The sequence below is a fragment of the Cryptosporangium minutisporangium genome, assembly GCF_039536245.1.
GTDB lineage: Bacteria > Actinomycetota > Actinomycetes > Mycobacteriales > Cryptosporangiaceae > Cryptosporangium > Cryptosporangium minutisporangium.
Window position 1 is genome coordinate 50,829 of the sequence record NZ_BAAAYN010000003.1, and the last position, 23,651, is coordinate 74,479.

Annotated in this window: 20 protein-coding genes; 15 read left to right on the forward strand and 5 right to left on the reverse strand. The window is 72.6% G+C overall.

Annotation, left to right across the window (positions count from 1 at the left end; all coding sequences use genetic code 11):
• The first annotated feature begins 72 nt into the window (after positions 1 to 72).
• From ABEB28_RS02440 to ABEB28_RS02460, 5 genes are all read left to right on the forward strand, one after another.
• Positions 73 to 1,356: a glycosyltransferase family 4 protein gene (locus ABEB28_RS02440; protein ID WP_345726282.1), complete on the forward strand. Its 1,284-nt coding sequence runs from the start codon at positions 73 to 75 to the stop codon at positions 1,354 to 1,356.
• Position 1,357: 1 nt separating this feature from the next.
• Positions 1,358 to 2,077 (forward strand): class I SAM-dependent methyltransferase, encoded by a 720-nt coding sequence (locus tag ABEB28_RS02445; protein WP_345726283.1) that lies wholly within the window; start codon positions 1,358 to 1,360, stop codon positions 2,075 to 2,077.
• Positions 2,074 to 3,195: a glucosidase family protein gene (locus ABEB28_RS02450; RefSeq protein WP_345726284.1), complete on the forward strand. Its 1,122-nt coding sequence runs from the start codon at positions 2,074 to 2,076 to the stop codon at positions 3,193 to 3,195. Before ABEB28_RS02445 ends, ABEB28_RS02450 begins: the two co-directional genes overlap by 4 nt.
• Entirely contained in the window at positions 3,177 to 3,869 is a 693-nt protein-coding gene (locus ABEB28_RS02455) for a class I SAM-dependent methyltransferase (RefSeq protein WP_345726285.1), read from the forward strand. The genes ABEB28_RS02450 and ABEB28_RS02455 overlap by 19 nt, the downstream gene beginning before the upstream one ends.
• 67 nt (positions 3,870 to 3,936) lie before the next feature.
• Positions 3,937 to 4,548, forward strand: coding sequence for a TetR/AcrR family transcriptional regulator (locus ABEB28_RS02460; RefSeq protein WP_345726286.1), 612 nt, complete (start codon positions 3,937 to 3,939; stop codon positions 4,546 to 4,548).
• 8 nt (positions 4,549 to 4,556) lie between these two features.
• Here ABEB28_RS02460 and ABEB28_RS02465 read toward each other — a convergent pair whose 3' ends face one another.
• Positions 4,557 to 5,801 (reverse strand): hypothetical protein, encoded by a 1,245-nt coding sequence (locus tag ABEB28_RS02465; protein ID WP_345726287.1) that lies wholly within the window; start codon positions 5,799 to 5,801, stop codon positions 4,557 to 4,559.
• 52 nt (positions 5,802 to 5,853) lie between these two features.
• On the opposite strand from ABEB28_RS02465, the gene ABEB28_RS02470 reads away from it, so the two are divergent.
• On the forward strand, positions 5,854 to 6,306 hold the full coding sequence (locus tag ABEB28_RS02470) for a hypothetical protein (RefSeq protein WP_345726288.1): 453 nt from the start codon (positions 5,854 to 5,856) through the stop codon (positions 6,304 to 6,306).
• Between the two features lie 1,363 nt (positions 6,307 to 7,669).
• Positions 7,670 to 9,625, forward strand: coding sequence for an APC family permease (locus ABEB28_RS02475; protein ID WP_345726289.1), 1,956 nt, complete (start codon positions 7,670 to 7,672; stop codon positions 9,623 to 9,625).
• 13 nt (positions 9,626 to 9,638) lie between these two features.
• Here the strand turns inward: ABEB28_RS02475 and ABEB28_RS02480 are convergent, their stop codons facing one another.
• On the reverse strand, positions 9,639 to 10,934 hold the full coding sequence (locus tag ABEB28_RS02480; RefSeq protein WP_345726290.1) for an LLM class flavin-dependent oxidoreductase: 1,296 nt from the start codon (positions 10,932 to 10,934) through the stop codon (positions 9,639 to 9,641).
• Positions 10,935 to 11,006: 72 nt separating this feature from the next.
• Entirely contained in the window at positions 11,007 to 11,990 is a 984-nt protein-coding gene (locus ABEB28_RS02485; RefSeq protein WP_345726291.1) for a helix-turn-helix domain-containing protein, read from the reverse strand.
• 158 nt (positions 11,991 to 12,148) lie between these two features.
• Here ABEB28_RS02485 and ABEB28_RS02490 point away from each other — a divergent pair, with 158 nt between their 5' ends.
• The gene (locus tag ABEB28_RS02490; protein ID WP_345726292.1) at positions 12,149 to 13,180 is read left to right on the forward strand and encodes an alcohol dehydrogenase catalytic domain-containing protein; all 1,032 of its coding nucleotides are present in this window, start codon (positions 12,149 to 12,151) and stop codon (positions 13,178 to 13,180) included.
• Here ABEB28_RS02490 and ABEB28_RS02495 read toward each other — a convergent pair.
• Together ABEB28_RS02495 and ABEB28_RS02500 are read right to left on the reverse strand one after the other, a co-directional pair.
• A complete protein-coding gene (locus ABEB28_RS02495) occupies positions 13,177 to 14,277 on the reverse strand; it encodes a phosphotransferase family protein (protein WP_345726293.1) in 1,101 nt (366 codons plus the stop codon). The genes ABEB28_RS02490 and ABEB28_RS02495 overlap by 4 nt on opposite strands.
• Complete coding sequence (locus ABEB28_RS02500; protein WP_345726294.1) at positions 14,274 to 15,362, reverse strand: TIGR03857 family LLM class F420-dependent oxidoreductase; 1,089 nt, start codon at positions 15,360 to 15,362, stop codon at positions 14,274 to 14,276. The genes ABEB28_RS02495 and ABEB28_RS02500 overlap by 4 nt, the downstream gene beginning before the upstream one ends.
• 185 nt (positions 15,363 to 15,547) lie before the next feature.
• Here ABEB28_RS02500 and ABEB28_RS02505 point away from each other — a divergent pair, with 185 nt between their 5' ends.
• The 7 genes from ABEB28_RS02505 to ABEB28_RS02535 all read left to right on the forward strand — a co-directional run bounded on the left by ABEB28_RS02505 (position 15,548) and on the right by ABEB28_RS02535 (position 22,338).
• Entirely contained in the window at positions 15,548 to 16,408 is an 861-nt protein-coding gene (locus tag ABEB28_RS02505) for an amidohydrolase family protein (RefSeq protein WP_345726295.1), read from the forward strand.
• Between the two features lie 17 nt (positions 16,409 to 16,425).
• The gene (locus tag ABEB28_RS02510; RefSeq protein WP_345726296.1) at positions 16,426 to 17,613 is read left to right on the forward strand and encodes an amidohydrolase family protein; all 1,188 of its coding nucleotides are present in this window, start codon (positions 16,426 to 16,428) and stop codon (positions 17,611 to 17,613) included.
• A 5-nt stretch (positions 17,614 to 17,618) separates the two neighbouring features.
• On the forward strand, positions 17,619 to 17,921 hold the full coding sequence (locus ABEB28_RS02515) for a hypothetical protein (protein ID WP_345726297.1): 303 nt from the start codon (positions 17,619 to 17,621) through the stop codon (positions 17,919 to 17,921).
• Between the two features lie 22 nt (positions 17,922 to 17,943).
• Positions 17,944 to 18,387 carry a nuclear transport factor 2 family protein gene (locus ABEB28_RS02520; RefSeq protein WP_345726298.1) on the forward strand — a complete coding sequence of 148 codons (444 nt, stop codon included), beginning with the start codon at positions 17,944 to 17,946 and terminating at the stop codon, positions 18,385 to 18,387.
• 30 nt (positions 18,388 to 18,417) lie between these two features.
• A complete protein-coding gene (locus ABEB28_RS02525; RefSeq protein WP_345726299.1) occupies positions 18,418 to 20,043 on the forward strand; it encodes a GMC family oxidoreductase in 1,626 nt (541 codons plus the stop codon).
• Positions 20,044 to 20,122: 79 nt separating this feature from the next.
• Entirely contained in the window at positions 20,123 to 20,812 is a 690-nt protein-coding gene (locus ABEB28_RS02530; RefSeq protein WP_345726300.1) for an ABC transporter ATP-binding protein, read from the forward strand.
• Positions 20,809 to 22,338 (forward strand): sensor histidine kinase, encoded by a 1,530-nt coding sequence (locus ABEB28_RS02535; protein ID WP_345726301.1) that lies wholly within the window; start codon positions 20,809 to 20,811, stop codon positions 22,336 to 22,338. The genes ABEB28_RS02530 and ABEB28_RS02535 overlap by 4 nt, the downstream gene beginning before the upstream one ends.
• Positions 22,339 to 23,651 lie beyond the last annotated feature (1,313 nt).

The following is a 23,651-nucleotide window of genomic DNA, read 5'->3' on the forward strand; positions in this document are numbered from 1 at the left end:
ATGCTTGAATAGCCAGTTCGGTAACGCTGACCTGTCGTGTGACTGGTGGGACAGCAGAGGGAGGAGGTGGGTGTGCGGATCGGCTTGCTCTCGTACCGCAGCAAGGCGCACTGCGGCGGCCAGGGGGTGTATGTCCGGTACTTGAGTCGTGGTCTGGTGGAGTTGGGGCACGAGGTGGAGGTGTTCTCCGGCCAACCCTATCCGGAAGAGCTCGACCCACGGGTGCGACTTACCGAGGTCCCCAGCCTCGACCTCTTCGGCGGGCCCGACTTCCCGCGTCGCGTCCGGTTACGTGACTTCCGTGACCGGTACGACGTTCTGGAGTACCTGACCACCAAGACCGGCACGTTCGCCGAGCCGCTGGCGTTCAGCTATCGGGTTGCGCAGCTGATGCGGACGCGCGCGGCCGACTTCGACGTCCTGCACGACAACCAGAGCCTCGGCTACGGCCTGCTGGCGCTGCGCCGCCGCGGAATTCCGCTGGTGGCGACGATCCACCACCCGATCAGCCGCGACCGCCGGGTCGAGCTGGACGCCGCCCGGCTGTACAAGAAGTGGGGCGTGCTCCGCTGGTACGGCTTCGTGCGGATGCAGGCCCGGGTGGCCCGCCGCCTGCCGGTGCTCGTCGGGGTCTCGGACGTGGCGACCGCGGACACCATCGCGGACTTCCGGATCGATCCGTCCTCCTTCCGGGTCGTGCCGCTCGGCGTCGACACCGACGTGTTCCGCCCAGCCGGACCCCGGGTGCCGGGCCGCATCGTCGCGGTGGCCAGCGCCGACCGCCCGCTGAAGGGCGTCGCGCACCTGCTCGACGCCGTCGCCAAGCTGCGGGTCGACCACGACGTGGAGCTGCAGCTGGTCTCCACGCTGGAGCCGGGCGGTGCCACCGAACGGCGGATCGCCGAGCTGGGGATCGCTGACTGCGTGACGGTCCGTACCGGGCTTTCCGACGCCGACCTCGCAGCCCTGCTGGCGTCCGCCGAGGTGATGTGCGTCCCATCGCTCTACGAGGGGTTCTCGCTACCGACCGTCGAGGCGCTCGCCTGCGGTACCCCGGTGGTGGCCAGCCGTGCCGGTGCGTTGCCCGAGGTCGTCGGCGACGCCGGGGTGCTGGTCGAGCCGGGCGACGTCGGTGCGCTGGTCACCGCGGTCGACGGACTGCTGCGCTCGCCCGCCGAGCGGACACGGTTGAGCGCGGCCGGACGGGCTCGCGCGGAAGAACGGTTCAGCTGGATCTCGGTCGCGCGCGCGACGGTCGAGGCGTACCAGGACGCGATTACGGCGGCTGCGGCCGGTCCGGTGCCCCGGAAGACCGGCGCACCGGCGGCGGTCGGCTCGCTCGGGCAGGAGGGCTGACGTGCTGACGGTGGACTTCGATCGGCTGCGGGTGGGCCGCCGGACCCGGTTCATCGACGTCGGAGCAGGTGGGGGGCGGCACTCGTTCGAGGCGCTCCGCCGGGGCGCCGAGGTGATCGCCTACGACCTCGACGAGGTGGAGCTCAAGAGCGTCGGCGAGATGTTCGACGCGATGGTCGAGGCCGGCGAGGTGCCGCCCGGCGGATCCGGGCAGGTCCAGGCGGGCAACATCCTGGAGATGCCGTACTCGGACGGGCACTTCGACGTCGTGCTCGCGTCGGAGATCCTCGAACACGTCCCCGAGGACGACGCCGCGATCGCCGAGCTCGTGCGGATCCTCGCGCCGGGCGGGACGCTCGCGGTGACCGTGCCGCGCTGGCTGCCGGAGCGCATCTGCTGGGCGCTGTCGGACGAGTACCACGCCAACGAGGGTGGCCACATCCGGATCTACCGCGCCGACGAGTTGGAGGCGAAGCTGGTCGGCGCCGGCTTGGTCGCGACCCACCGGCACCACGCGCACGCGCTGCACTCGCCGTACTGGTGGCTGAAGTGCGCGGTCGGCCCGAACCGCGCGAAGCACCCGGCCGTGGACACGTACCACCGCCTGCTCGTCTGGGACCTGATGAGCAAGCCCGCCGCCACCCGGATCGCCGAGCGCGTGCTCGACCCGCTGATCGGCAAGAGCGTCGCGCTCTACTTCACGAAGCCGGTGGCGCCATGACCGGTGGCACGGGCACCGGGGGCAGGGGGACCGGCGGCAGGGCGAGCGCCGGGATACCGGCGCTCGACGGAGTGTTGTCCGAGGCCGACTGCTTACAGACGGCGACGGCGATCGCCAGGACCCAGCAGCCATCCGGCGCAATCCCGTGGTTCCCCGGCGGCCACACCGACCCCTGGGACCACATCCAGAGTGCGATGGCGCTCAGCGCGGCCGGGTTCACCACCCAGGCCGAGAACGCCTACGAGTGGTGCCGCCGGGCGCAGCGTCCGGACGGATCGTGGGCAGCGAAGTACGTCGGCGACGACGTCGACGACGCCAGCACCGACGCAAACTTCTGCGCCTACGTGGCCACCGGCGTCTGGCACCACTGGTGCGTGACCGGCGACCGGGACTTCGTGGACCGGATGTGGCCGGTCGTCCGGCGGGCGATCGGGGTGGTGCTCTCGCTCCAGGCGCCCGGCGGCGAGATCAACTGGAAGCGCGACGCCGCCGGCGAGCTGCGGACCGAGGTGCTGCTCACCGGCAACGCGAGCATGCACCTGAGCCTGCGGTGCGCGGTCGCGCTGGCCGAACTGGTCGGCGAGCTGGTGCCGGAGTGGGAGCTGGCCGCCGCCCGGCTCCGCCACGCGCTCGACGAGCACCCGGAGCGCTTCGCCGACAAGAGCCGCTACTCGATGGACTGGTACTACCCCCTGCTGGGCGGCGCGCTCTCCGCGGAGGCCGCCGAGGCCCGGCTGGTGGCGCGGTGGGAGGACTTCGTGGTGCCCGGGCTCGGCATCCGGTGCGTCGCGGACCAACCCTGGGTGACCGGCGCGGAGACCTGCGAACTGGTGCTGGCCCTCGACGCGGTCGGCCGCCGCGACGACGCGCTGGAGCAGCTGGCGGCGATGCAGCACCTCCGCGACCCGGACGGCTCCTACTGGACCGGTTACGTGTACCCGGACGCCGAACGCTGGCCGGTCGAGCAGACCGCCTGGACCGCGGCGACCGTGATACTGGCCACCGACGCGCTGTCCCGCACCACGCCGGGCAGCGGACTGTTCCGCGGCGAGGGCCTCGCGCCCGGAGCCCTCGCCGGAGCTCTGGAAGGAACCTGCTCATGCCCAGCGACCCGGTGACCGCATTCCCCGGCTACCTCGCCGACCTGGCCGAGTCCGTGAAGGGCTTCATGCCACCGGACGAAGGGCTGGCCCTGCACGCGGCCGCGCTGCGTCACCTCGGGGACGGCGTCGCGGTCGAGATCGGTACCTACTGCGGCAAGTCCACCCTCTACCTGGGCCATGCCGCCACGGTCACCGGCGGCACCGTGGTCACCGTCGACCACCACCGCGGCTCCGAGGAGCACCAGGAGGGCTGGGAGTACCACGACCGGTCGCTGCTCGACGCCGACGGACGGCTCGACACGCTACCGGCGCTGCGCCGGACGCTGGCCGCCGCGCGGCTGGAGGACGTCGTGACGCCGATCATCGGGCGCTCCGCCGAGGTGGCCCGGTGGTGGCGTCACCCGATCGACCTGCTGTTCATCGACGGCGGGCACACCGACGAGGCGGCCAGGGCCGACCTGCACGGGTGGGCGCCGTGGGTCCGCGCCGGGGGAGCGCTGGTGATCCACGACGTCTTCCCGGATCCCGCGGACGGTGGTCAGGCGCCGTACCGGATCTACCGGGAGGCTCTCGACGGCGGCGAGTTCGTCGAGGTGGAGGTCACCGGCTCGCTGCGGGTTCTGCAACGCGCGCGGACGACGCCGCGGCTGGCCACGGTGGGGGAGAGCGGCGGCGCGTCGGTCCGCTGATCGGTCACCGGGCACGAGGAGAACGATCCAGTACCGTTCTCCTCACGGTGACGAGGTAGGGCGGTCGATGGCCACACAGGCGGGGGGTCTCCCCCTGGACGGGATGCCGGCCTGGCAGCGCGCCAGGCGGCAGCGCATCGTCGACGCCGCGCTCGCCGCGCTGGAGCGACACGAGTACGAGCAGATCCAGATCCGGGACGTCGCGCAGGCAGCCGACGTCGCGCTGGGCACGCTGTACCGGTACTTCTCGTCCAAGGAACACCTCTACGCCGCCGTGCTGCAGGAATGGGCGGCGCTCGGCCGGGCCGGCGCCACCCGCTCCCGGCGTCGCTCGGCCGAGGCCAGGCTCCGGTCCCGGATGCACGGCGTGATCACGGCGTTCGAGCGCCAGCCGCAGTTCTACAAGGTGCACATGCTGCTGCAGAGCAGCTCGGATCCGAACGTCGTGGCGCTGATGGCGGAGTTCGCCGCGTCGGCCAGGGCGACGCTCGCCGAGGACCTCGCGGTGCTCGGCTCCGACCGGGCGCACGACGTCGCGACGATGCTCTGGTCGATCATCAACTCGATGCTGAGCCGCGCGATCCACCACGACGGCAGCATGACCGAGGTCTACCGCATCGCCGATCGATTCATCGACTTGCTGGCGCCCGAGCTCGCCGAGGCCGCGCTCACGCCGTGAGCCGCGGCTCACGACGTGCCGTGGACGTCCGTGGTCGGCGAGGAGACGAGTAGTTCCTGCAGGCGGTAGTGGCTGAAGCGATACGACGAGCCCGAGGTCCGCAGCACGCCCAGGCGCACCGCGTCGGCAAGGAACGCGGGTAGTCGGAACGGCAGATCGCCGCGGACCGCGAGAATGGCGCGCGTCAGCATCCACCGACCCCACGGGCCGGACCAGAACAGGGTCGCCAAGAAGCCGGCCACGCCGAAGGTCGGGACGACCTCGGCGCCGAACGCCAGCCAACTCGTCGTCAACAGTGCCAGCCCCGACGCGAGGAACAGGAACGACCGTCGGAGTGCGCGCCCGGGGCTTCGGGCGAGGAGGCTGGTCGCTCCGGTGGCGTTCGGTAGATCCGCGGCCGCCCAGAAGAACGAAACGACCGCCGCGGCACCCAGGCAACCACTGAACGTCTCCGCGAAGCCGTCGCCGTCCGGCACGAGCAGGAGGGATGGAGCGGCGGACAGCAGGCCGAGGGCGGCGGCCAGTAGTACGAGCGCCAACCTCGGGACGGCTCGCTCCAGTCGCCACCAGACGAACTCCGGGGTACCGACGTCGTCCATCAGGCGAGCCAGCGTCTGGAGCCATCGGACCGGTCGGCCGGGGGCCCACTGGATTAGCCCCGCGGCCCGGGAGCGCGGATCCGGCGTGTACGCGGCCGGCAGGTAACGGCGCAGCAGGTGAGCCTCGAGGTCCGCCGGACGCCGCAACGCGGGATCGAGCAGCTCGCTCGGGTCCGAGCCGGGCGACGCATAGGCGGTCCGGGCCAGCGCGAGCGTTTGCGGCACTGACAGGGTTCGGGCAAGGGCACCCGACGGCCGGCTGCGCAGAGCCGCGAAGACGGGCTCCCACGCGGATCCGTCGTTCGACCCGCGCAGGATCGCCACGATGTCGTCGACGTGCACGCGCTGGGTCCGGATCACCGCCACGCCGGTCAGCGGCGAACCGCGCCGAACGAGCCGCGAGTACTCGTGGCTCCGCAGCGTCGCCAGGATCGGCCGGTCGGCCGCGTCCTCGAACGCCTGGTAGGCGCGCCTCCGGTGCGCGACCGCCACCTCGTCCAGTCCGTCCAGGACCGGGAGGATCCGGCGGTCCGCCAGCAGCCCTGGCGCCTCGTCGCCGACGAACGGGTAGGTCCGCCGGAGGTAGCCCTCCAACCAGTCGTCGAGCCCTTCGTCGTCCGGGTTCCAGGACGACGCCGGGACCAGGAGCGGCACCGGGTCGTCGGGCTCGCGCCGGGCGAGGAGGTCGAGGAGGAGACGAATCGCCGTGGTGGTCTTGCCGCTGCCTTGGGGCCCGACGATGACCGTCGGCGACGATCAGACCGGCCGCGACCGGATCGGCGTCCGGACCCTCCAGCAGCCGTTCGACGAGCGGATCCGCCGGCTTTCCGCATCGCGCGAGCCGGAACAACGCCAGGCTCCGGCCGGCGGGATCACGAAGGCACTGCGGGAACTCCGCCGGGTCGAAGCTCTGGGTGCTCGGATCGGCCGCCAGGTACTCCGCCAGGCTCTGATGGACGAAGCCGACGTCTGTGCCGCGCAGGACGCACAGCCCGCTGGCGATCAACTGGCTGCGCAGCATCCCGATCCAGCGGAACTCGGCGAGGTCGGCGAACCGGGCCTCCCGCTGCGTCCGGACCCACTCCCGGGCGACCTCGATCAGCCGGACGTCGCCGCCGTCGACCTGGGCGCAGGCGAGCGTGACCAGCAGCGCATCTAGGTGGTCGTCCAGCCATCGGGCGAACTCGTCCGTCGGCGGTTCGGCCGGGCGGCCGCGACGGAGGAGATCGACGAACTCGGTGCAGAGCTCCGCCCGCCCGGACGGCATTCGGCGGTCGCTGTCGGTCTCGTGGAGGAGTGCGGCCATGGTGGCCAGCAGCGGCACCCGCACGAGCGCGTCCAGTCGCGACTCGCGGACACGGGCGAGAAACCGCTCGACGTCCTGCCGCGGGTCCGCCAGGCCGTTCCCGGAGCGAACCGTGAACCAGTTGACCGCGAACTGCCGGACGTCCTGTGTGGTGAACCGGCGGATCTGGTACTGCTCGACGCCCTGGACGACGGCGCCGTACGGTGCGCGTTTCACCCGCGTGGTCCGCCGGGCGACGAGCCACCATCCGGCGGATTCCCGCAGGATGTGATCCACCATCGAGGACTTGCCGGACCCAGGTCCGCCGGCCACGACCACGTGGCGCGCTTCGCGAAGCATCTGGGGCACCGTCGAGATCCGGGTACCCGTCCGCTCGGGAGTATCGGTCAGCTGCTCGACGTAGATCGAGGCGAGGCCGGGGGGAGCGAGCGACCCGAAGACGTACCGCGGCTGTTCGGCCCTGGCCCGCTGGGCCTCGAGTAGCTCGCGGACCGCCGGCGGCAGGAGCTTCGGAGCGCGGGCGCGGCGGACCACGCCCCCGGCCAGCGCGAGCAGAGCGCCGAGGCCCAGTGCGAGCGCGGCCCAGCGCAGCGGTGTCCACCATCGCACGCCGAGTACCGCGCAGGCCGTCGCGGTGAGGGACAACCCGAGCATCACCCGGAACAATCCCGTGCGCCGGGCGGCCGGGCCGGGGACGGAGCAGTGTGCCGATCACGTGCCGCCAGCGTGATCATGGCGATGAACGACAAAACGCCGAAAGTGGCCCCGACTATCGAGGCGACGCTGTCGCCGTTGTCGAGCCACGTCGGCTTCATCCCGGCAGGCTAAGCGACCGCGGACGTCCAAGAGCAACTCCGACCCGCTCCAACCGTTCGGTGGAACCTGTTCCACCTTTCCGCCATCTGCTGTTGACTCGTGTGACGTGCGATAACTAGAGTCCGGTCCCAGTTCCGATCCCATCCTCACGCGATCGACGCGTGTCCGGGTTCGCAGACGCTCGTCGTGCCGAGGACCGCCGACCCGCTCCACTGCTCCACCAGTGCCCGGGCCACCCAGCACCCGGGCCAGCAGCACCCGGGCCACCTCTACCCGGTCCACCCCTCACCCGGTCCATGCTTTCTCCCGGGCCGTCGCGATCGGCCGGGGTGACCGAATCGCGCTCGGGGACGACGTCTGCCGATGACCCGGGGCCCGTCGACCTGTCGGAAGGCTCGTCATGGCACCGACCTCGGCAGCGCCGCCGTCGCCCACCCGTTCGAGACCGTTCGTCGGTGGCCAGCTGCGCACCGGTCACCTCCTCATCTTCCTGCTCGTGACCCACACGCCGTTGACGGTGCTCTGGGGCGCGGTACCCGAGGCCTACCGGTCCGGGCAGGTCGAGGCGACGCCGCTGGTCTTCGCCTTCGCCGGCGTCATCCTCCTCGGATTCGTGTTCGGCTACAGCGGCCTGGCCAAACGGCTGCGACACCCGGGCGGCGTCTACGTCCAGGTGGCCCACGGCCTCGGCCGGCCGATCGGCATCGGCGCCGGGGCCGTGATCCTGGTCGCCTACATCGGACTCATGGCCGCTCTGTACAGCTTCTTCGCCGGCGTGCTCAACGGCCTGGCGCAGAGCCTGTTCGACGTCGAGGTCCCGATCGGAATCGGGATCGCGCTCTGCGCCCTGGCCGGAGCGTTGCTGAGCCGGCTCCGTGCCCGTCAGCTGGTCCCGATCTTCTCGGTCATCCTCGCGATCCAGCTGGTCACGGTGATCGTCACGATGGTCGCCGCGTTCTCCTCGCCCGCCGGTGGCACCGTGTCCTACCAGAGCCTCGAACCGGGCGGGCTGCTGACCGGCTCGTTCGGGGTCACGCTGGTCCTGGCGTTGATGGCGTCCGCCGGCACCGAGACCGCCGCCAACTACACCGCGGAACTGGCGAACCCGGTCCGATCGCTACCCCGGGCCACGTATCTGTCGTACGCCGTCACCACGGCCGTCGGGGTGGCCGGGGCGCTCGCGGTGAGCGCGCTCGTCGGGCCGACGAACGCCACCGCTATCGCTCAGCAGGCCGGTCCGGCGCTGTTCCCCGTGCTGGTCGCCCAGGTGGTCGGGGTGGAGCACGCGGTGATGGTGACCAACATCCTGATGGCGGTGCTGCTGACCGGGATCTTCGGCGCGACCGTAGGCCTGCAGGGCGCGCTGGTCCGGCAGCTGGCCGGACTCGCCAGGGACGGGGTGCTGCCCCCCGCGCTGATCCGCCCCAACGCCCGGGGCAGGCGCCCGATCCTGCTGAACATCGCGCACCCGCTCATCAGCGGGTTGGTGGCGCTGGTCTTCGCGGACGAGACGGGCGCCCTCAAGACGTGGGTGACGATCGGCGCCACGCTGGGCCTGTTCGGAATGCTGATGCTCGCCTCGTTGTCCGCCACCGTCTGGTTCCTCCGCGGTGAGGCGGACGAAGCGGGGTTCTTCGGCTGGGAAGGCCAGGTCGTCGCCGCCGCGTTCTCCGCGGTGACGTTGTTCCTCGTCGTCGTCTACGGGCTGACGCACGTGCCCGAGCTGGACACCAGCGATACGAGCGGCGCGACCTGGTTGGTGCTCGCGATGATCCTCGTGCCGTTCGTGCTGGCGGTGATCGCGGCGCTGATCATCCGGGAGACCCGGCCCGAGGTCTACGCGAGGATCGGCCGGAGCGATCCGTCCGAGTTCGAAGCCGAGGGCGCCCCGCCGGCTCCGGATCCGCGGCTTTCGGCCCGGCGCGTCCCGGCGCCACCGGTGCCGGCTCCGGCGCCGCCTCTCCCGGCCGGACCGTACGAGGCAGAGGCGCCGGCGAGGTGGCCGGCCGCGGTGGGGCCGTACCCGGGTGATCCGGAACGCGGGGGGCCGCACCGGGGCGTGCCGTCGGAGCGGTGGGCCGTCGGACCGCCGAGTCTCCCGGACGCTGCGGCCGAGCGGCCGTGGCGAGAGATTCCCCGGCAGCGGACTCCGCTGGACGCGTCCTGGTCGGACGGTCGGCGGTCCGGCGTCCCGTCGGCCCAGCCGTCGGGCTCCTCCCGCGCCGAAGAGCAGGGCTGGTGGGAGCAGCCACCCGAGCCCGGGCAAGACGGCGCCCCGGGCGCGACGCCGCAGCAGCAGCACTGGCAGCCGGACCACTACCGTCCGCCGGAGCCGTACCGGCCGCCGCCCGGCTGACTCCGCCGGGCAGCTATCGGGTCGCGCGGTCGGGCCGGCTCGCCTCAGCGTTGCTGGCGGGCCGGCCCGCCGCCCCGTCGGGTGTCTGGTCCTGGCTCGCCTCGGGGCTGCTGGCGGGTCGGCTCGCCGCGTGATCCTGGATCGCCTTACCGATGGCCTGCGCGGTCTGGTCGCGCCACTGCTCGGACAAGCCGACCTGCCAGTCCTGCGACCCGAGCGGGCCGGCCGACGCGCCGGTGAAGTGCGGCATCACCTCCCGGGCGAACAGCTCGTAGCTGCGCCGGGTGGCCTCCCGGCCGGCGAAGTCGGCGGCCATCAGGAGGTACGCGCCGAACCCGCCGGACCGCTCCCAGAGCCGCTCGATCTGCGCGATCGCCATGTCCGGCGTTCCGCAGACGAACGAGCCGGTGGCGATGCCCTGCTCGATCCGGGCCTCCAGCGGGGAGTCGGGGTCGAGCGGGATCGGCAGTACCTTGGCCTGGTAGTTCTGCACATCCACCAGCCCGTACCGCACGTCCTCGCGGGCCTGGGCCTCGGTGTCGGCGAGGTGCATCATCCCCATCAGCCGCCACTCGTCGCGCCGCATCACCTGACCGTGCTCGGCGGCCACCTCGTTGGCGGTCTGCCAGTGCGTGCTGAGCAGATCCGTGCCGCCCGGCTGGCTGGCGGCGATCGAGAGCAGCCCGGCGCCGAACCGTCCGGCCGTGCGCGGACCGGCGGGCGAGAACGTGGCGGCCACCGCGACCGGCAGCCCGGTGGGACGGTACGGACGCAGCTGCAGCACCGCGTCCCGGAGCGTGAACCAGTCGGTCTCCCTGGTGACCGGCTCGCGACCGTCGAGCAGCGCGACGATCGCGTCCAGGGCCTCCTCCATCATGGCTCGCTGCCGGTTGGTGTCGATGCCGAGCATGTGCGCGTCCGAGGCCAGCTGGCCGGGGCCGACGCCGAGCATCACCCGGCCGCGCGTCAGGTGGTCGAGCAGTACCAGCCGGTCCGCGACGTTCAGCGGGTGGTGGTAGGGCAGCGAGACGACGCCGGTCCCGAGCCGGATCTGCCGGGTGCGGGCCGCCGCCGCCGCGATGAACACCTCCGGCGAACCGATGATCTCCCAGCCTCCGGAGTGGTGCTCGCCGATCCACGCTTCGTCGAAGCCGAGCCGGTCCAGGTGCTCGACCAGCTCCAGGTCCTGCTCCAGCAGCAGCGTCGGATTACGCCCGGCGCGGTGGAACGGGGCCAGGAAGATCCCGAACCGCAGCGGCGTGCGCCGGCCGGCCGCGACCTCGGTGGCGATCGTGCGGGGAAGCGTCATCGAGTTGCTCCTCAGCGAGCGGCGACGGGCCCGCAGAATTGCATCGTGTTCTAGTGCGAAGCAAGAGTCGCACTATGCGAACGGTGGGGGCCAACGGCCGCCGAGGCCGTGCGTCAGGGACTCCGCCGAGGCGCGTAGCCGGGTGCCGAGCGCGACGATCTCCGCGCCGGTCCGCAGCGGCACCCGGTGCCCTTCCCGGACGCAGAGCAGGCACAGCACCACGGCGACGCCGCCGGCGGCGTCGAACACCGGCGCGTTGACGACCGAGGCCCGGTACTGCCCGTCCGGCGAGATCGCGGTCGGCAGCGTCTCCGTGACGCCGAATGCCCGGCCGATCTCGGTCAGCACCCGCCGGAGGGCCGCCGCGTGCTCGGCGTTGCGCTGGTCGGCGTCGAAGTCGGCCACCAGCCGCCCCAGCCGCTCGCGCAGCTGGTCACCGACCTCCAGCGCCCAGCCCCGCTCCCGGATCGCCGCCAGCGCGGGGGCCAGCTCGCCGGCGGCGTCGGCCCGCTGCTCGGCGTCGAGCCGGTCCAGCCAGCGGTCGATCGTCTCCGGATCCGACCACGCCACCTGCACCGCCCCCAGCGGCGGACGCGGGGGGATCCGGTCGCCGGGCCGCAGTCCACGCGGGTGGCCCCGCCACCGCTGGCCGGTCGGAGCGGACGGTCGCCGGTCGTCGGCCGGGTCGGCGATCTCGCCGACCACCAGGTCGTCCTCCTCGCCGGGCACACCACCGGCGACCAGCGCGACGCAGACCAGGCCGGTCGCCGCGGCGAGATCGCGCACCACCGGACGGGCCGCGGTGAGCACCGGGTTGCCTTCGGCAGCGGCTCGGCCGGCCGCGACCAGCGCTGGGCCGAGCCGGTACGTGCGCGTCCCGGGATCGCGCAGCAGCCACCCGCGCCGGGCCAGTGCGACGACCATCGGATGCACGGTGGGTTTGCCGAGACCGGCCGCCCGGGCGATGTCGGCGAGCGTGAACTCCTCGGTCGGCGCCGACGCCAGCAGGTCGACCAGATCGATCAGCCGCTCGGTCTGCGGCGACGGCCTGCTCACGGCCGTCCGGCCGTTCGCATACTGCGACTCTTGATTCGCCCCAGCCCCGATGCCACGCTGCCCGGCATGACAGGAGCGGCGGGCGGACGGCTCGCGGACCAGGCGTCTACGGTTCCCGGCCCCGCGAGCGGTGCCGTCGTCGACGCCCGGCGCGGCTGATGCGCGCCGCCCGCCTGCACGGCCCCCGTGACCTGCGGGTGGAGACCGTGCCGGACCCGGTGCCGGGCCCCGACGAGGTGCTGCTGCGGCCGCTCTACACCGGCCTGTGCGGCTCGGACCTGCACGTGTGGCACGGCGGCGCGGGCGCTGCCGACGGTGCGCCGATGGTGCTCGGACACGAGTTCTCCGCCGAGGTGGTCTCGGTCGGCCCGGCGGCCGGAGACGTCCGGCCCGGCACCCTGGTCACCGTCGAGCCGATGTGGACGTGCGGCGGGTGCGCGCCGTGCCGCCGCGGCGACTACCACCTGTGCCGAGCCATGCAGTGGCACGGGCTCTCCGCGCGGACCGGGGCGCTGGCCGATCGCACGGTGGTCCGCGCGAGCATGGTGCACGTGCTGCCCGAGGGCGTCGACGCTCGGCAGGGAGCGCTGGTGGAGCCGATCGCGGTGGCTCATCACGCCGTCGCGCGGGCGAACCTGACCCCCGGTGGCTCCGCGCTGGTGATCGGCGCCGGGCCGATCGGCGTGGCGTGCGCTCTGGATCTGCTGGCCCGGGGCGTCCGGCGGATCGTGGTCTCGGAGCCGTCGCCGGTGCGGCGGGTAGCGGCGGCACGGGCGTTCGCGGCGGTCGGCGCGCCGGACGTCCTGGTGCTCGACCCGGGCGCCGACGACGTGCCGGACGCGGTCCGGGCCCTGACCGCCGGCGAGGGCACGGACGCCGTCCTCGACGCGGCCGGGGTCCAGGCCGCGTTCACGCTGGCGCTCGCGGCGGTGCGCCCGGGCGGCCGGGTGGTCACGGTCGCCGTCTACCTCGAGCCGGTGTCGTTCCATCCACTCACCACCTTCCTCGGGGAGGTCGACCTGGTCGCCTCCTGTGGCTACCGCGACGACTTCCCGGCCGTGCTCGACCTGGTGCGCGACGGACGGTTCCCGCTCACCGACCTGGTCCGGACCGTGCCGCTGGAGGCGGTCGGGGACGCGTTCGCGGAGCTGGAGGCAGGCACGGCGCTCAAGGTGCTGGTGCAGCTCTAAGCCGCCGCGGCGTCCAGCGTTCCGAGGTCGCGGATGGCCTGGCACGCCCGCGCGGTCATCGACAGGAACATCGCGTCGGCCGCCGGGCTCCGCTCCGCCGTCGCGTAGACGCAGCCGAGCACCGTGATCAGCGGAGCGTGCAGTACTCCGGTCCGGTACCCGGCCAGGCAGTCCTCGAGCGAGTAGCCCCGGACGCCGAGGCGGACCAGCTCCGCGTGGTACGCGGCGACGAGCTCGTTCTCGGTGGCCCGCCGGTCGTCGGCGCTCAGCGAGTTGGCGAGGAAGTACGCGACGTCGCGGCCGGGGTGCCCGACCGAGATCGTCTGCCAGTCCAGCGCGGCCACCTCCGGCCGGTCCGGGTGGAACATCAGGTTGTCGAGCCGGTAGTCGCCGTGGACGAGCGAGAACGGCGTCTGGTGCCGGCGCAGCCAGCCCTCGGTGAGCTCGGCGGCGGCGCGCAGCGTCTCGGCGTCGGCGGCGGGCAGGTCGGCCCCGAAGCGCTTCACGAACGTGTCGGTCGCGTCCCGGTGCAGTGCGCCGAGGAACGCGGCGCCCTCGGCGTCGGTCGGCTGCAGCCACTGCAGCCCGCCGGCCAGGAACGTGCTGTTCCAGAACGGGGCGTGCAGGCCGGCCAGGTTGACCACCGCGTGCCGCGCGCGCTCCGGGGAGCAGCCGGCGGCCTGACTGCCGGGCACGGACGGCGTCAGGTCCTCCAGCACGAGCGTGAACCGAGTGTGGTCCGGACTGATCGCCCCGTACCAGCAGCGCGGGACCCGGGCCTGGACGCGCTCGGCGAGCTGCCGGTAGAAGCCGACCTCCCAGGCGAAGCCCTGGCTGACCATGCTGCGGTCGGTACCGGTGGCCATCTTGACGACGACGCTCGACGGCGCCTCGCCGGACCCCTCCAGCACGACCCGGTAACTGGCGCCGATCTGCCCGGTGCCGATCCGCTGCGCCCTGGCGTCGCGCACCCGGACGTCCAGATCACTGCCGAGCCGGAGCACCCGGCTCAGCCACTCGGGGGTCAGGTCGGCGGGGTCGTCGGCGACGAGCGTCGGGTCGTCCTCGACCGGCAGCGGCAGCGGGGGTGTGCTCACGCGACCCTCCCGGGGTTGGCGGGGTAGGTGGGCAGCGACGCCGGCCGGACCGCGCGGTAGGCCTTCACCACCGGCGCCAGCTCGGTGGGGGTCGCGCCGTGCAGGACCACCCCGGAGACACCGAGGGAGAATTGACGCGCGACCTCGGCCGCGCACTGGTCGGGCGTGCCGGTGGCGGCCGCCGCGAGCCACTCGTCCGGGAGCAGCGTCGCGAGGTGCTCGAGCTGCTCGGTGGTGGCGCGGTCGTCGATGGCGCCGAGGAAGCTTTGCACCATCTCGTCGGCGCTGAACCGGGCCAGGACGGCCGGGTCCCAGTCGTTGATCGTGACCAGCGCGTCGCCGTAGCCCTGGAGGTAGGTGGCGAGGCGTCCGACGCTCTTCTTCAGCCGGACCTCGGCGGGGATGTGGTCGCCGATGGTGGCCAGCACCGACCAGACGCGGATCGTCGCCGGGTCGCGGCCGACCGACTCGGCGCCGCGGGCGATCGCGGCGAGCGCGGTCTCCAGCGCCCGGTCGGAGAAGTAGGTGTGCAGGACGACGCCGTCGGCGACGCGTCCGGCCAGCTCCAACGTCTTCGGGCCGATCGCCACCAGCAGGATCGGGATGTCGAAGTCGAAGTACGACTCCTGGTGCAGATAGGGATAGGAGCCGGCCGGGCCCTCGTGGCCGAAGATCGCCTCGCCCTTCCAGAGCCGGCGCATCAGGCCGGCGAAGTCCTCGATCTGCGCCGAGGTGACCTTGTTCAGCCCGATGGCCTGGAACCGCAGGTCGACACCGCGGCCGAGGCCGAGCGCGAACCGCCCGCCGGTCATCGTGTGCAGGGTGGTCGCGAGCGAGGCGGTGAGCAGGGGATGCCGGGTGTTGTGGTTGGTCGCGGCGGTGGCGAGGCCGAGCGTCTCGGACACCGCGCCCATCGCGCCGGCGATCGCACCCGCTTCCTTGAAGTTGTAGCGCTCGGAGATGAACGCCGCGCCGAGGCCGAGCGCTTCGGCGGCAGGCATCTCGCTGACGACATCCCGCGGGCTGCGCGTGTGCCCGGCGAGCGTGTAGAAGCCCAGCTCGGTCAGGTGTGGATCGCTACTCACCGTTGAGCGCTCCCGCGTCTAAGAATGTATGAAATATACAACCGACGCTAGTGCGCGCCGCGCGCACCGGTCAAGAGGGAGCGGCGTCGAGCGTCTTGACAGAACTAGAATTCTGTTTCAGAGTAGGGCCGGTTCGTCGGCGCGGCGCATCCGAGCCGATATCGCACGCGAAAGCGAGGGCCCGCATGGCGTTTCCGGCCGGCGCTCCGGTCATCGACACGATGATCGGTTTCCCGCACGAGGGTTTCGCGCAGTACGACTTCATCCGGAAGCAGACGAAGGACGCCGACTCCAAAGAGCGCATGGAGTTCCCGGCGGAGTACATGTTCAAGAACGTCCCGAAGGACTTGCCGACGTCCGATCCGGTGGCGGTGACGCTGCACGAGATGGACCGGTTCAACATCGAGAAGGGCCTGGTGGGGGTCGGCGACGACACGTCGAGGCTCGCGCTGAAGAAACACCCCGACCGGTTCGTTCCGTCCGGCTCGATCGACGACCCGAACGACGTCGTCGGGAGCGTGCGGGCGATCAAGCGGGAGTACGAGGAGTTCGGGATCCGGGCGACGTCGGTGTTCCCGTCCGGGACGTTCCCCCAGGTGCCGATCGACGATCCGAAGATGTACCCGATCTACGCCACGTGTGTGGAGCTGGGTATCCCGATCTTCGTCTGCGCGGGCGTGCCGGGGCCGCGGCTGAAGTTCGCGCCGCAGGAGGTCTCCCGCATCGACACGGTGATGTTCGACTTCCCGGAGCTGGTGTTCGTCACCCGGCACGGGTGCGAGCCGTGGGAGCAGCTCGCGGTGAAGCTGATGCTCAAGTGGCCGAACCTGTACTACTCCACGTCGGCGTTCGCTCCGAAGTACTACCCGAAGGCCGTCGTCGACTTCGCGAACACACGGGGCGCGGACAAGGTCCTCTACGCCGGTTACTTCCCGATGGGCCTGTCGCTGGAGCGGATCTTCCGGGACATGCCGCTCGTGCCGTTCAAGGACGAGGTCTGGCCGAAGTTCCTCTACGGCAACGCCGCCCGCCTCCTCGGGCTTTGAGAAGGAGAACACACATCATGACCGAGCTGCCGTTCACGTTCTTCGACTGCGACAACCACTACTACGAGGCGCTGGACGCGTTCACCCGGCACATCGAGCCGGAGTACAAGAAGCGCACGATGCAGTGGGCGCAGATCAACGGGAAGACCCGCCTGCTGGTCGGCGGGAAGATCAACAAGTTCATCCCGAACCCGACGTTCGACCCGGTCGCGGCGCCCGGCGTGATGGACGAGTACTTCCGCGGCCGGAACCCGAAGAGCGCGGACGTGAAGCAGCTCTTCGGTGAGCTGGAGCCGATCCGGGCGGAGTACCGGGACCGGGACGCGCGCATCGCCTGCATGGACCGCCAGGGCATGGAGGGCTGCATCATGCTGCCGACGCTCGGCGTCGGCATGGAGCAGGCGCTCATCGACGACCTGCCGGCGATGACCGCGGCGTTCCGAGCGTTCAACCGCTGGCTGGACGACGACTGGGGCTTCGCCTACCAGAACCGGATCTTCGCCGCTCCGTACATCACGCTGTCCGACCCGGACAACGCGGTGCGCGAGCTGGAGTGGGCCCTCGAGCGCGACGCGCGGTTCGTCGTCATGGTGGGCGGGCCGGTGATGACCGCGCTGGGTTCCCGCGCGCCCGGCGACAAGATGTTCGACGGGTTCTGGCAGCTGGCCAACGACTCCGGCATCACCGTGCTCTACCACGGTGGGGAGTCGCCCTACACGAAGTACCTGAAGGACTGGGGTGAGAACGACTTCACCGAGGCGTTCCGCGCCAACGCGTTCCGCGGGCTGATCTCGGCCAACGCGCTGCAGGACACGATCGCCTCGCACCTGGCGCTCGGACTGTTCGCGCGGTTCCCGAACCTGCGGATGGCGTCGATCGAGGTCGGGTCGGACTGGGTGTTCCACCTGTTCGAGAAGCTCACCAAGTCCTTCGGCCAGGTGCCGCACCTCTACCCGGAGGACCCGCGGGAGACGTTCAAGCGTCACATCTGGGTCTCGCCGTTCTACGAGGACGAGCTGGCCAGCCTGCTGCGGCTGATGGGCGCCGAGCACATCCTGATGGGCTCGGACTACCCGCACGTCGAGGGCCTGGCCGAGCCGGCGTCCTACATCAAGGACCTCAAGAACTACGACTACAGCGACGAGGACTGCAAGGCCGTCATGCGGGACAACGGCCGGTTTCTGTCCGTCCGCCGTCCGGCCTGAGTACCGTGCGCCTCGCGAAAGCCAGCCTGGCCAACCTCCTTCTCGAGGAGGGCGACGAGGACCTCGCGGTCCTCGTCGCCCGATCCTCTCTCCCGGAGGAGATCGACGTCGAGCGCGACGCCGACACGCTCGCCGCGATCGGTCTGACCGGCGACGAACTCCACGCCCTGCTCCCGACGCTCGAACGTTCCGGCGACGCCGGACCGCAGATCGAGCCCGACGAGATGGCACAGCTGGAGCAGACGATCTCCGACCGCTGGGCGCACCTCGTCTCCGACTGGACCGGTTCGTCCCGCACGGAATCCTGACGCCACACCGCGAGGAGAGTTGATGAGCAGCCAGGTCGAGGCGAACAAGCAGGTCGTGCAGGCGTTCTGGGACGCGCTGGCGGTGCGCGACTGGGACGGCATGAAAGCTCTGCTCACCGACGACGCGCACTACACCGACGTGGGCGGCCCCGGCCCGGGCGGTACCGGCCCGGACGCCGTCCTCGGCCGGCTCCGCGCCGGGCTCGAGCCGCTGGCCGAGTACCGGCACCAGCCCGGAGCCCGGATGATCGGCGAGGGCGACCTGGTCATGACCGAGCACGTCGAGCGGTGGGTCTTCAGCACCGGCGAGGAGTTCGACCACCCGTTCGTCTCGGTGACGCAGCTGCGCGACGGGAAGATCTGCCGCTGGCACGACTACTCGAACATCCAGAACATCATCGACAACGCACCGCAGTGGTGGATGGAGCACGTGATCAAGGAGTCGGAAGGCGCTCCCTGGGCCTGACGTCCGCCCTGGCGCGTCACAATGGGGGGAATGAGCGAGTTCGACGTCGTCGTGGTGGGCGCCGGAACGGCGGGGTGCGTCCTCGCTGCCCGGCTGTCGGAGAACCCGGACCGCCGCGTGCTGCTGCTCGAGGCGGGCCCGGTCTTCGGCACGCCGGGTGCGTTCCCGGAGGAGCTGCTGCGCGTCTCGTCGCTCTCGGCGGTGCTGCCCGGCAACCCGTACAACTGGCCGCTCTCCGGCTACCTGACGCCGGACCTGCCGTGGACGATCCCGCGGGGCCGGGTGCTGGGCGGCTCCGGCGCGATGAACGGCGCGAACTTCGTCCGCGCGACCCGGGCGGACTTCGACGACTGGGTGGCGCTCGGCAACACTGCCTGGTCGTACGAAGCCTGCCTGCCGTTCTACCGCCGCGCCGAGAACGACCTCGACGTCGTCAGCGACCTGCACGGCAGTGACGGCCCGCTACCGGTGCAGCGGGTGAAGGGCGAGGCGCTCAGCCCGCTGTCGGCCGCGTTCCTCGACGCGTGTCTGGCGGCCGGCTTCGCGGAGGAGAAGGACAAGAACGGCGACGAGAGGCCCGGCGTCGGCCTGATGCCCGGCAACTTCCTCGACGGCGTCCGGGTGAACACCGCGATCTCGCACCTCCTGCCGCACCTCGACCGGCCCAACCTCGTTCTGCGGGGAAGCACCGAGGTGACCGGGGTGGTGCTCGCCGGCGGCCGGGCGGTCGGCGTCCAGGTCGGGGCCGAAGTGATCCGGGCGGGGGAGGTCGTGCTCTCGGCCGGTGCGGTGAAGTCGCCGCACCTGCTGATGCTCTCCGGAATCGGGCCGGCCGACGCGCTCCGGGCGGCCGGGATCGACGTCGTGGCGGACCTACCGGGGGTCGGCCAGGACTGGTCGGACCACCCGGACGTGTACGTCGGCTTCACTCCGGCCGACGACGTTCCGTTCGACCCGGACACGCTCACCGCCCAGGTCGCGCTGAACCTCGACTCGGGCACCGATCCCGCCGGTGACCTGGAACTGCTGCTGTTCGTCATCCCGCTCGGCGCGATGATGACCGACACCGGCAGCGGCCGGACGTCGCTGCGCAAGGGAGCGTCGGACGTGCTGCGCCGGCCGCGGCGGACGTTCTCCGCCCTGCGCGGCGTCTCGCTGCGCCGCCTGGCCACCCAGCTGATCCGGCAGGGTGATGTGAACCTCATGGTCGCGCTCCAGCGTCCGGAGAGCCGCGGCCACCTGCGGCTGGTCTCCGCGGACCCCGCGGTCAGCCCGGAGCTGCACTTCGACTACCTGGAGCCGGCGGCCGACCGGGCCCGGCTGCGGACCGGCGTCCGGACGGCGGTGGAGCTGCTGCGGACCCGGCCGCTCGCCGATCGGGTCGCGTCGATCACCGCGCCGGACGCGCGGACGCTCGCCGACGACGCCGCGCTGGACGGGTGGCTGCGGACGTCGCTGAACTCCAACTTCCACCTCTCCGGGAGTGCCCGGATGGGGCCGGACACCGATCCCGGCGCGGTCGTCGACCAGACGCTCGCGGTGCGCGGCGTCGAAGGGCTGCGCGTCGTCGACACGTCGGTGCTCCCGGTCGTTCCCCGGCGCGGCACCAACGCCACCGCGGTGATGCTCGGCGAGCGCGGCGCGACGCTCTTCTGACCGGGGGGTGCTACCTCTCCCTCGGCTCGCCAGGCAACCTCCGTGCCGGACGGCCGGACCGCCGGTTACGGTGACCGACGTGTGTGCGGCCCTGGTGGTGCGAGGGGTGCGGAAGACGTTCGACCAGGACTCCGCCGCACCGGTTCCGGCGTTGCGCGGCGTGGACCTCACCGTCGAGCCGGGGGAGTTCGTCGCGGTCACCGGCCCGTCCGGCTGTGGCAAGTCGACGCTGGTGAACGTCATCGCGGGCCTGGACCGGCCGGACGACGGCGCCGTCGAGGTCGGCGGCGTCCGGGTCGACACGCTCGGCGCGGACGCCGCGGCGCGGTTCCGGCGGCGCCACGTCGGCCTGGTGTTCCAGTTCTTCGAGCTGCTCGACGGTGTGTCCGCGGCCGACAACGTGCGGCTGGCGGCGTTGCTGGGCGGCGTCGGCCGGAGACGTGCGGCGCAGCGGGCCGCGGAGCTGCTCGACCTGCTGGGGTTGCTGGACAAGGCGGACGCCGCACCGGGGGAGTTGTCGGGCGGCCAGCGGCAGCGGCTGGCGATCGCCCGTGCCCTCGCCAACGAGCCGCCGGTGCTCCTGGCGGACGAGCCCACCGGCGCGCTCGACTCGGCAGGCGCCGCGGAGGTGCTGGAGCTGCTCGCCCGGCTGAACGAGTCCGGACAGACGGTTCTCGTCGTCACCCACGATCCGGCGGTCGCGGCCGCCGCCGGCCGGGTGGTGCGGATGCGGGACGGCTGCGTGGTCGCCGCCGGTGCACCCGCGTGAGGTCCCGGATCGCGCTCCTGCTGGCCGGAGCCCTGTGGGGTGCGGTGGCGGGCGGCGGTGCGGTGGTGCTCCGCTGGGCGGAGTGGCTGCCCGCGCTGGTGGCGCCGCTCTGCCTGGCGATCGGAGTCGGCGCCGGTCTGGTGGCGGGCTTCGTCCCGCTGGCGCGGCGGCACGCGCACGCGGCGCTCACCGCCGCGGCGTGGGTCGCGGCGATCGGCGCGGCCGCGGCGCTCGGACCCGTGGTCGCCCTGCTGGTGCTGGGCCGACTCCCGGAGGCACGGGAGAGCCGGGTCGGTGCCGCGGTCGGCGTGGGGATGCTCGCCGTCGCCGCGGTCGCCCCGGTTCTTCTCCGCTCGGCCCGGCGGGCCGCCGGGCGTCTGGCCCGGGGCGGCAGGCACACCACCGACGCGGTGCTCGACCGATTCGTGACCCAGGCCTCGGCCGGTGTCGCGGTGGAGCACCTGCTGCGGGAGCTGGCCGTCGCGGTGCGCCGCCGGTGGCGCGCGTCCGAGGTCGAGATCTGGACCGGCGACGGTGGTGCGCTGGACCTCCTCGTCCGCGTTCCGGGCGCGGGAGCGGCGCCGCCGGACACGCTGGCGGTCGAGGCGGTCGAGCGCCTCCGGCGAGTCGGCGTGGTCGGCCCCGGATGGCTGCGGACCTGGGTTCCGGACCTGCTCGCCCGGGCGCCCGCCGCGCAGGTGCGGGTGGCGCCCGCTCGGCACGGTGAGCACCTGCTCGCGCTGGTGGTGCTGCGGCGCGCCCGCGACCAGGAGCGGTTCTCGCCCGCCGACGACCGCGCGCTGGCCGAGACGGCCCGGCGGCTCGGCGCCGCGCTCCACAACCATCAGGTCGACAGCCGGCTCCAGCAGACGCTGCGCGACCTGCGCCGCTCCAACGCCGAACTGCGCGCGTCCCGGTCGCGCCTGGTCTCGACCGCCGACGCCGAACGGCGGCGGATCGAACGCGACCTGCACGACGGCGCCCAGCAGCACCTGGTGTCGCTCGCCGTCGGGCTCGGACTGCTCCGCGAGGTCGGGACGACAGACGGCCCGGATTCGCTGCTCGACCAGCTCGACCAGCTGGCGGTACGGGCCTTGGAGGACCTGCGCGACCTCGCCCACGGCGTCTACCCGGCGCTGCTCCGGGACGCCGGCCTCGCGCAGGCCCTGCCGGGCGCCGTCGAGCGCAGCGGGCTCCGCGCCGACCTGGACTGTGTTCCGGACCGGTTCCCGCTGGAGATCGAGGCGGCGCTCTACTTCTGCTGCCTGGAGGCGCTGCAGAACGTCACCAAGCACGCGTCCGGTGCGGCGGTCACGATCCGGCTGCGGCGTGAGCCGGGGGGAGTACTGGTCCTGGAGGTGTCCGACGACGGCCCGGGATTCGACCCGGCCGCGGTTCCCCCGGGGTCCGGACTGCAGAACATGACCGACCGGGTCGGCGCGGTCGGGGGCGAGGTGGAGGTCCGGTCGGGCCCCGGCGCCGGTACCACCGTGGCGGCCCGGGTCCCGGTCGGCGAGGCGGGCTGAGTGTCCTGGGCGGCGATCGCGCTGGTGGCGCGCGCGGAGTGGCGTCGCCGCCGGGCGGCCCTGCTCGCGCTGGGACTGCTGATCGGGCTCGCCGGCGGGCTGGTCGTGGCCGGCGCGGTGGTGACCGAGCGGACCACCTCCGCGTACCCCCGGCTGGTCGAGGCCGTTCACCGCGACGACGCCCGGGTGTTCGTCCCCGCCGACCGGAAAGAGCTGAGCACGGCCGTCGGCGCACTGCCCGGCGTCCGCACGTCGTGGACGGCGCGGATGTGGGTCGGCGAGATCGTGATGGCCGGGCAGAACCTCACCTACTCGACGGTCACCGGCCCGATGGGGACCCCGTCGCCGGGCCTGGTGACGCCGGTGGTCGTGCGCGGCCGCGCGCCGGACCCGGCGGCGATCGGCGAGGTGCTGCTCTCCGAGCGGTACGCCGAGTTCCTGCACGCCTCGGTGGGGACCGGGTTCACGCTCCGGATGCTGACGCTCGACCAGTTCAACCGGTTCGCCACCGGGTTCGGCGAACCGGCCGGCCCGGCGGTGCCGCTGCGCGTCGTCGGCATCGCCCGGATGCCGACCTGGGGGACGTACACCTCGCACGTCCTCACCACCCCGGCGTTCGCGGCGCGCTACGGCGAGGCGGAGCTGAGCCGGATCTCCTACGTCCGGCTCGGTCCGTCGACCACCGACCGGCAGGCGTTCGCGGCCGCGGTCGATCGGCTCCTCCGCAGCCAGCCGGAGCGCCCCGGCCAGGCCGCCGCCGAGGCGGTGTACCCGGCCGAGTCCGAGGACGCCGTGGTCCGGCCGGCGCGCCGGGCGACCAGGGCGGGGTTGCTACTCGCCGACGCCGCGGCCGCCGCCGACGTGCTGCTCGTCGTCGCCCAGGCGTTGACGCGGCACCACGCCGGCTCGGCCCGGGCGCAGCGCGTCGAGGCGATGCTCGGCCTGACCTTTCCGGAGCGCGTTCTGGCGAGGCTCGCTCCGGTCGGCGCGACCGTGGTGGTCGCCACCGGAGCGGCGCTGGCCTGCGGTGTCGCGGCGGGCCTCGTCGAGCCGGTGGGAGGGCTCGACGAACTCGAACCGCAGCCGGGCTTCCGCGCCGACTGGGTGACCGCCGGTCTGGGCGCCGCCGTCACCGGCCTGGCCACGATCGTTCTGGCTGCCGGAGCGGCGGCGCTCAGACCGGCGGTCACCCAGTCGGCGCGGAAGCCCGGCTGCGGTTCGAGTTCGTCGAGCCCNGCGGTGCCACGGTGCTGGCCGGCCTGCGACTCGGCGCGGCGGGGCGGGGTCGGGCGATGGCCGGGCTCACGGCGGAG

What these genes read in the sequence shown, in the direction of transcription:
- ABEB28_RS02450 (WP_345726284.1), top strand. Translation starts at nt 2,074, where the DNA reads ATGACCGGTGGCACGGGCACCGGGGGCAGGGGGACCGGCGGCAGGGCG.
- ABEB28_RS02455 (WP_345726285.1), top strand. Translation starts at nt 3,177, where the DNA reads ATGCCCAGCGACCCGGTGACCGCATTCCCCGGCTACCTCGCCGACCTG.
- ABEB28_RS02460 (WP_345726286.1), top strand. Translation starts at nt 3,937, where the DNA reads ATGGCCACACAGGCGGGGGGTCTCCCCCTGGACGGGATGCCGGCCTGG.
- ABEB28_RS02475 (WP_345726289.1), top strand. Translation starts at nt 7,670, where the DNA reads ATGGCACCGACCTCGGCAGCGCCGCCGTCGCCCACCCGTTCGAGACCG.
- ABEB28_RS02480 (WP_345726290.1), bottom strand. Translation starts at nt 10,934, where the DNA reads ATGACGCTTCCCCGCACGATCGCCACCGAGGTCGCGGCCGGCCGGCGC.
- ABEB28_RS02490 (WP_345726292.1), top strand. Translation starts at nt 12,149, where the DNA reads ATGCGCGCCGCCCGCCTGCACGGCCCCCGTGACCTGCGGGTGGAGACC.
- ABEB28_RS02505 (WP_345726295.1), top strand. Translation starts at nt 15,548, where the DNA reads ATGGCGTTTCCGGCCGGCGCTCCGGTCATCGACACGATGATCGGTTTC.
- ABEB28_RS02510 (WP_345726296.1), top strand. Translation starts at nt 16,426, where the DNA reads ATGACCGAGCTGCCGTTCACGTTCTTCGACTGCGACAACCACTACTAC.
- ABEB28_RS02520 (WP_345726298.1), top strand. Translation starts at nt 17,944, where the DNA reads ATGAGCAGCCAGGTCGAGGCGAACAAGCAGGTCGTGCAGGCGTTCTGG.
- ABEB28_RS02525 (WP_345726299.1), top strand. Translation starts at nt 18,418, where the DNA reads ATGAGCGAGTTCGACGTCGTCGTGGTGGGCGCCGGAACGGCGGGGTGC.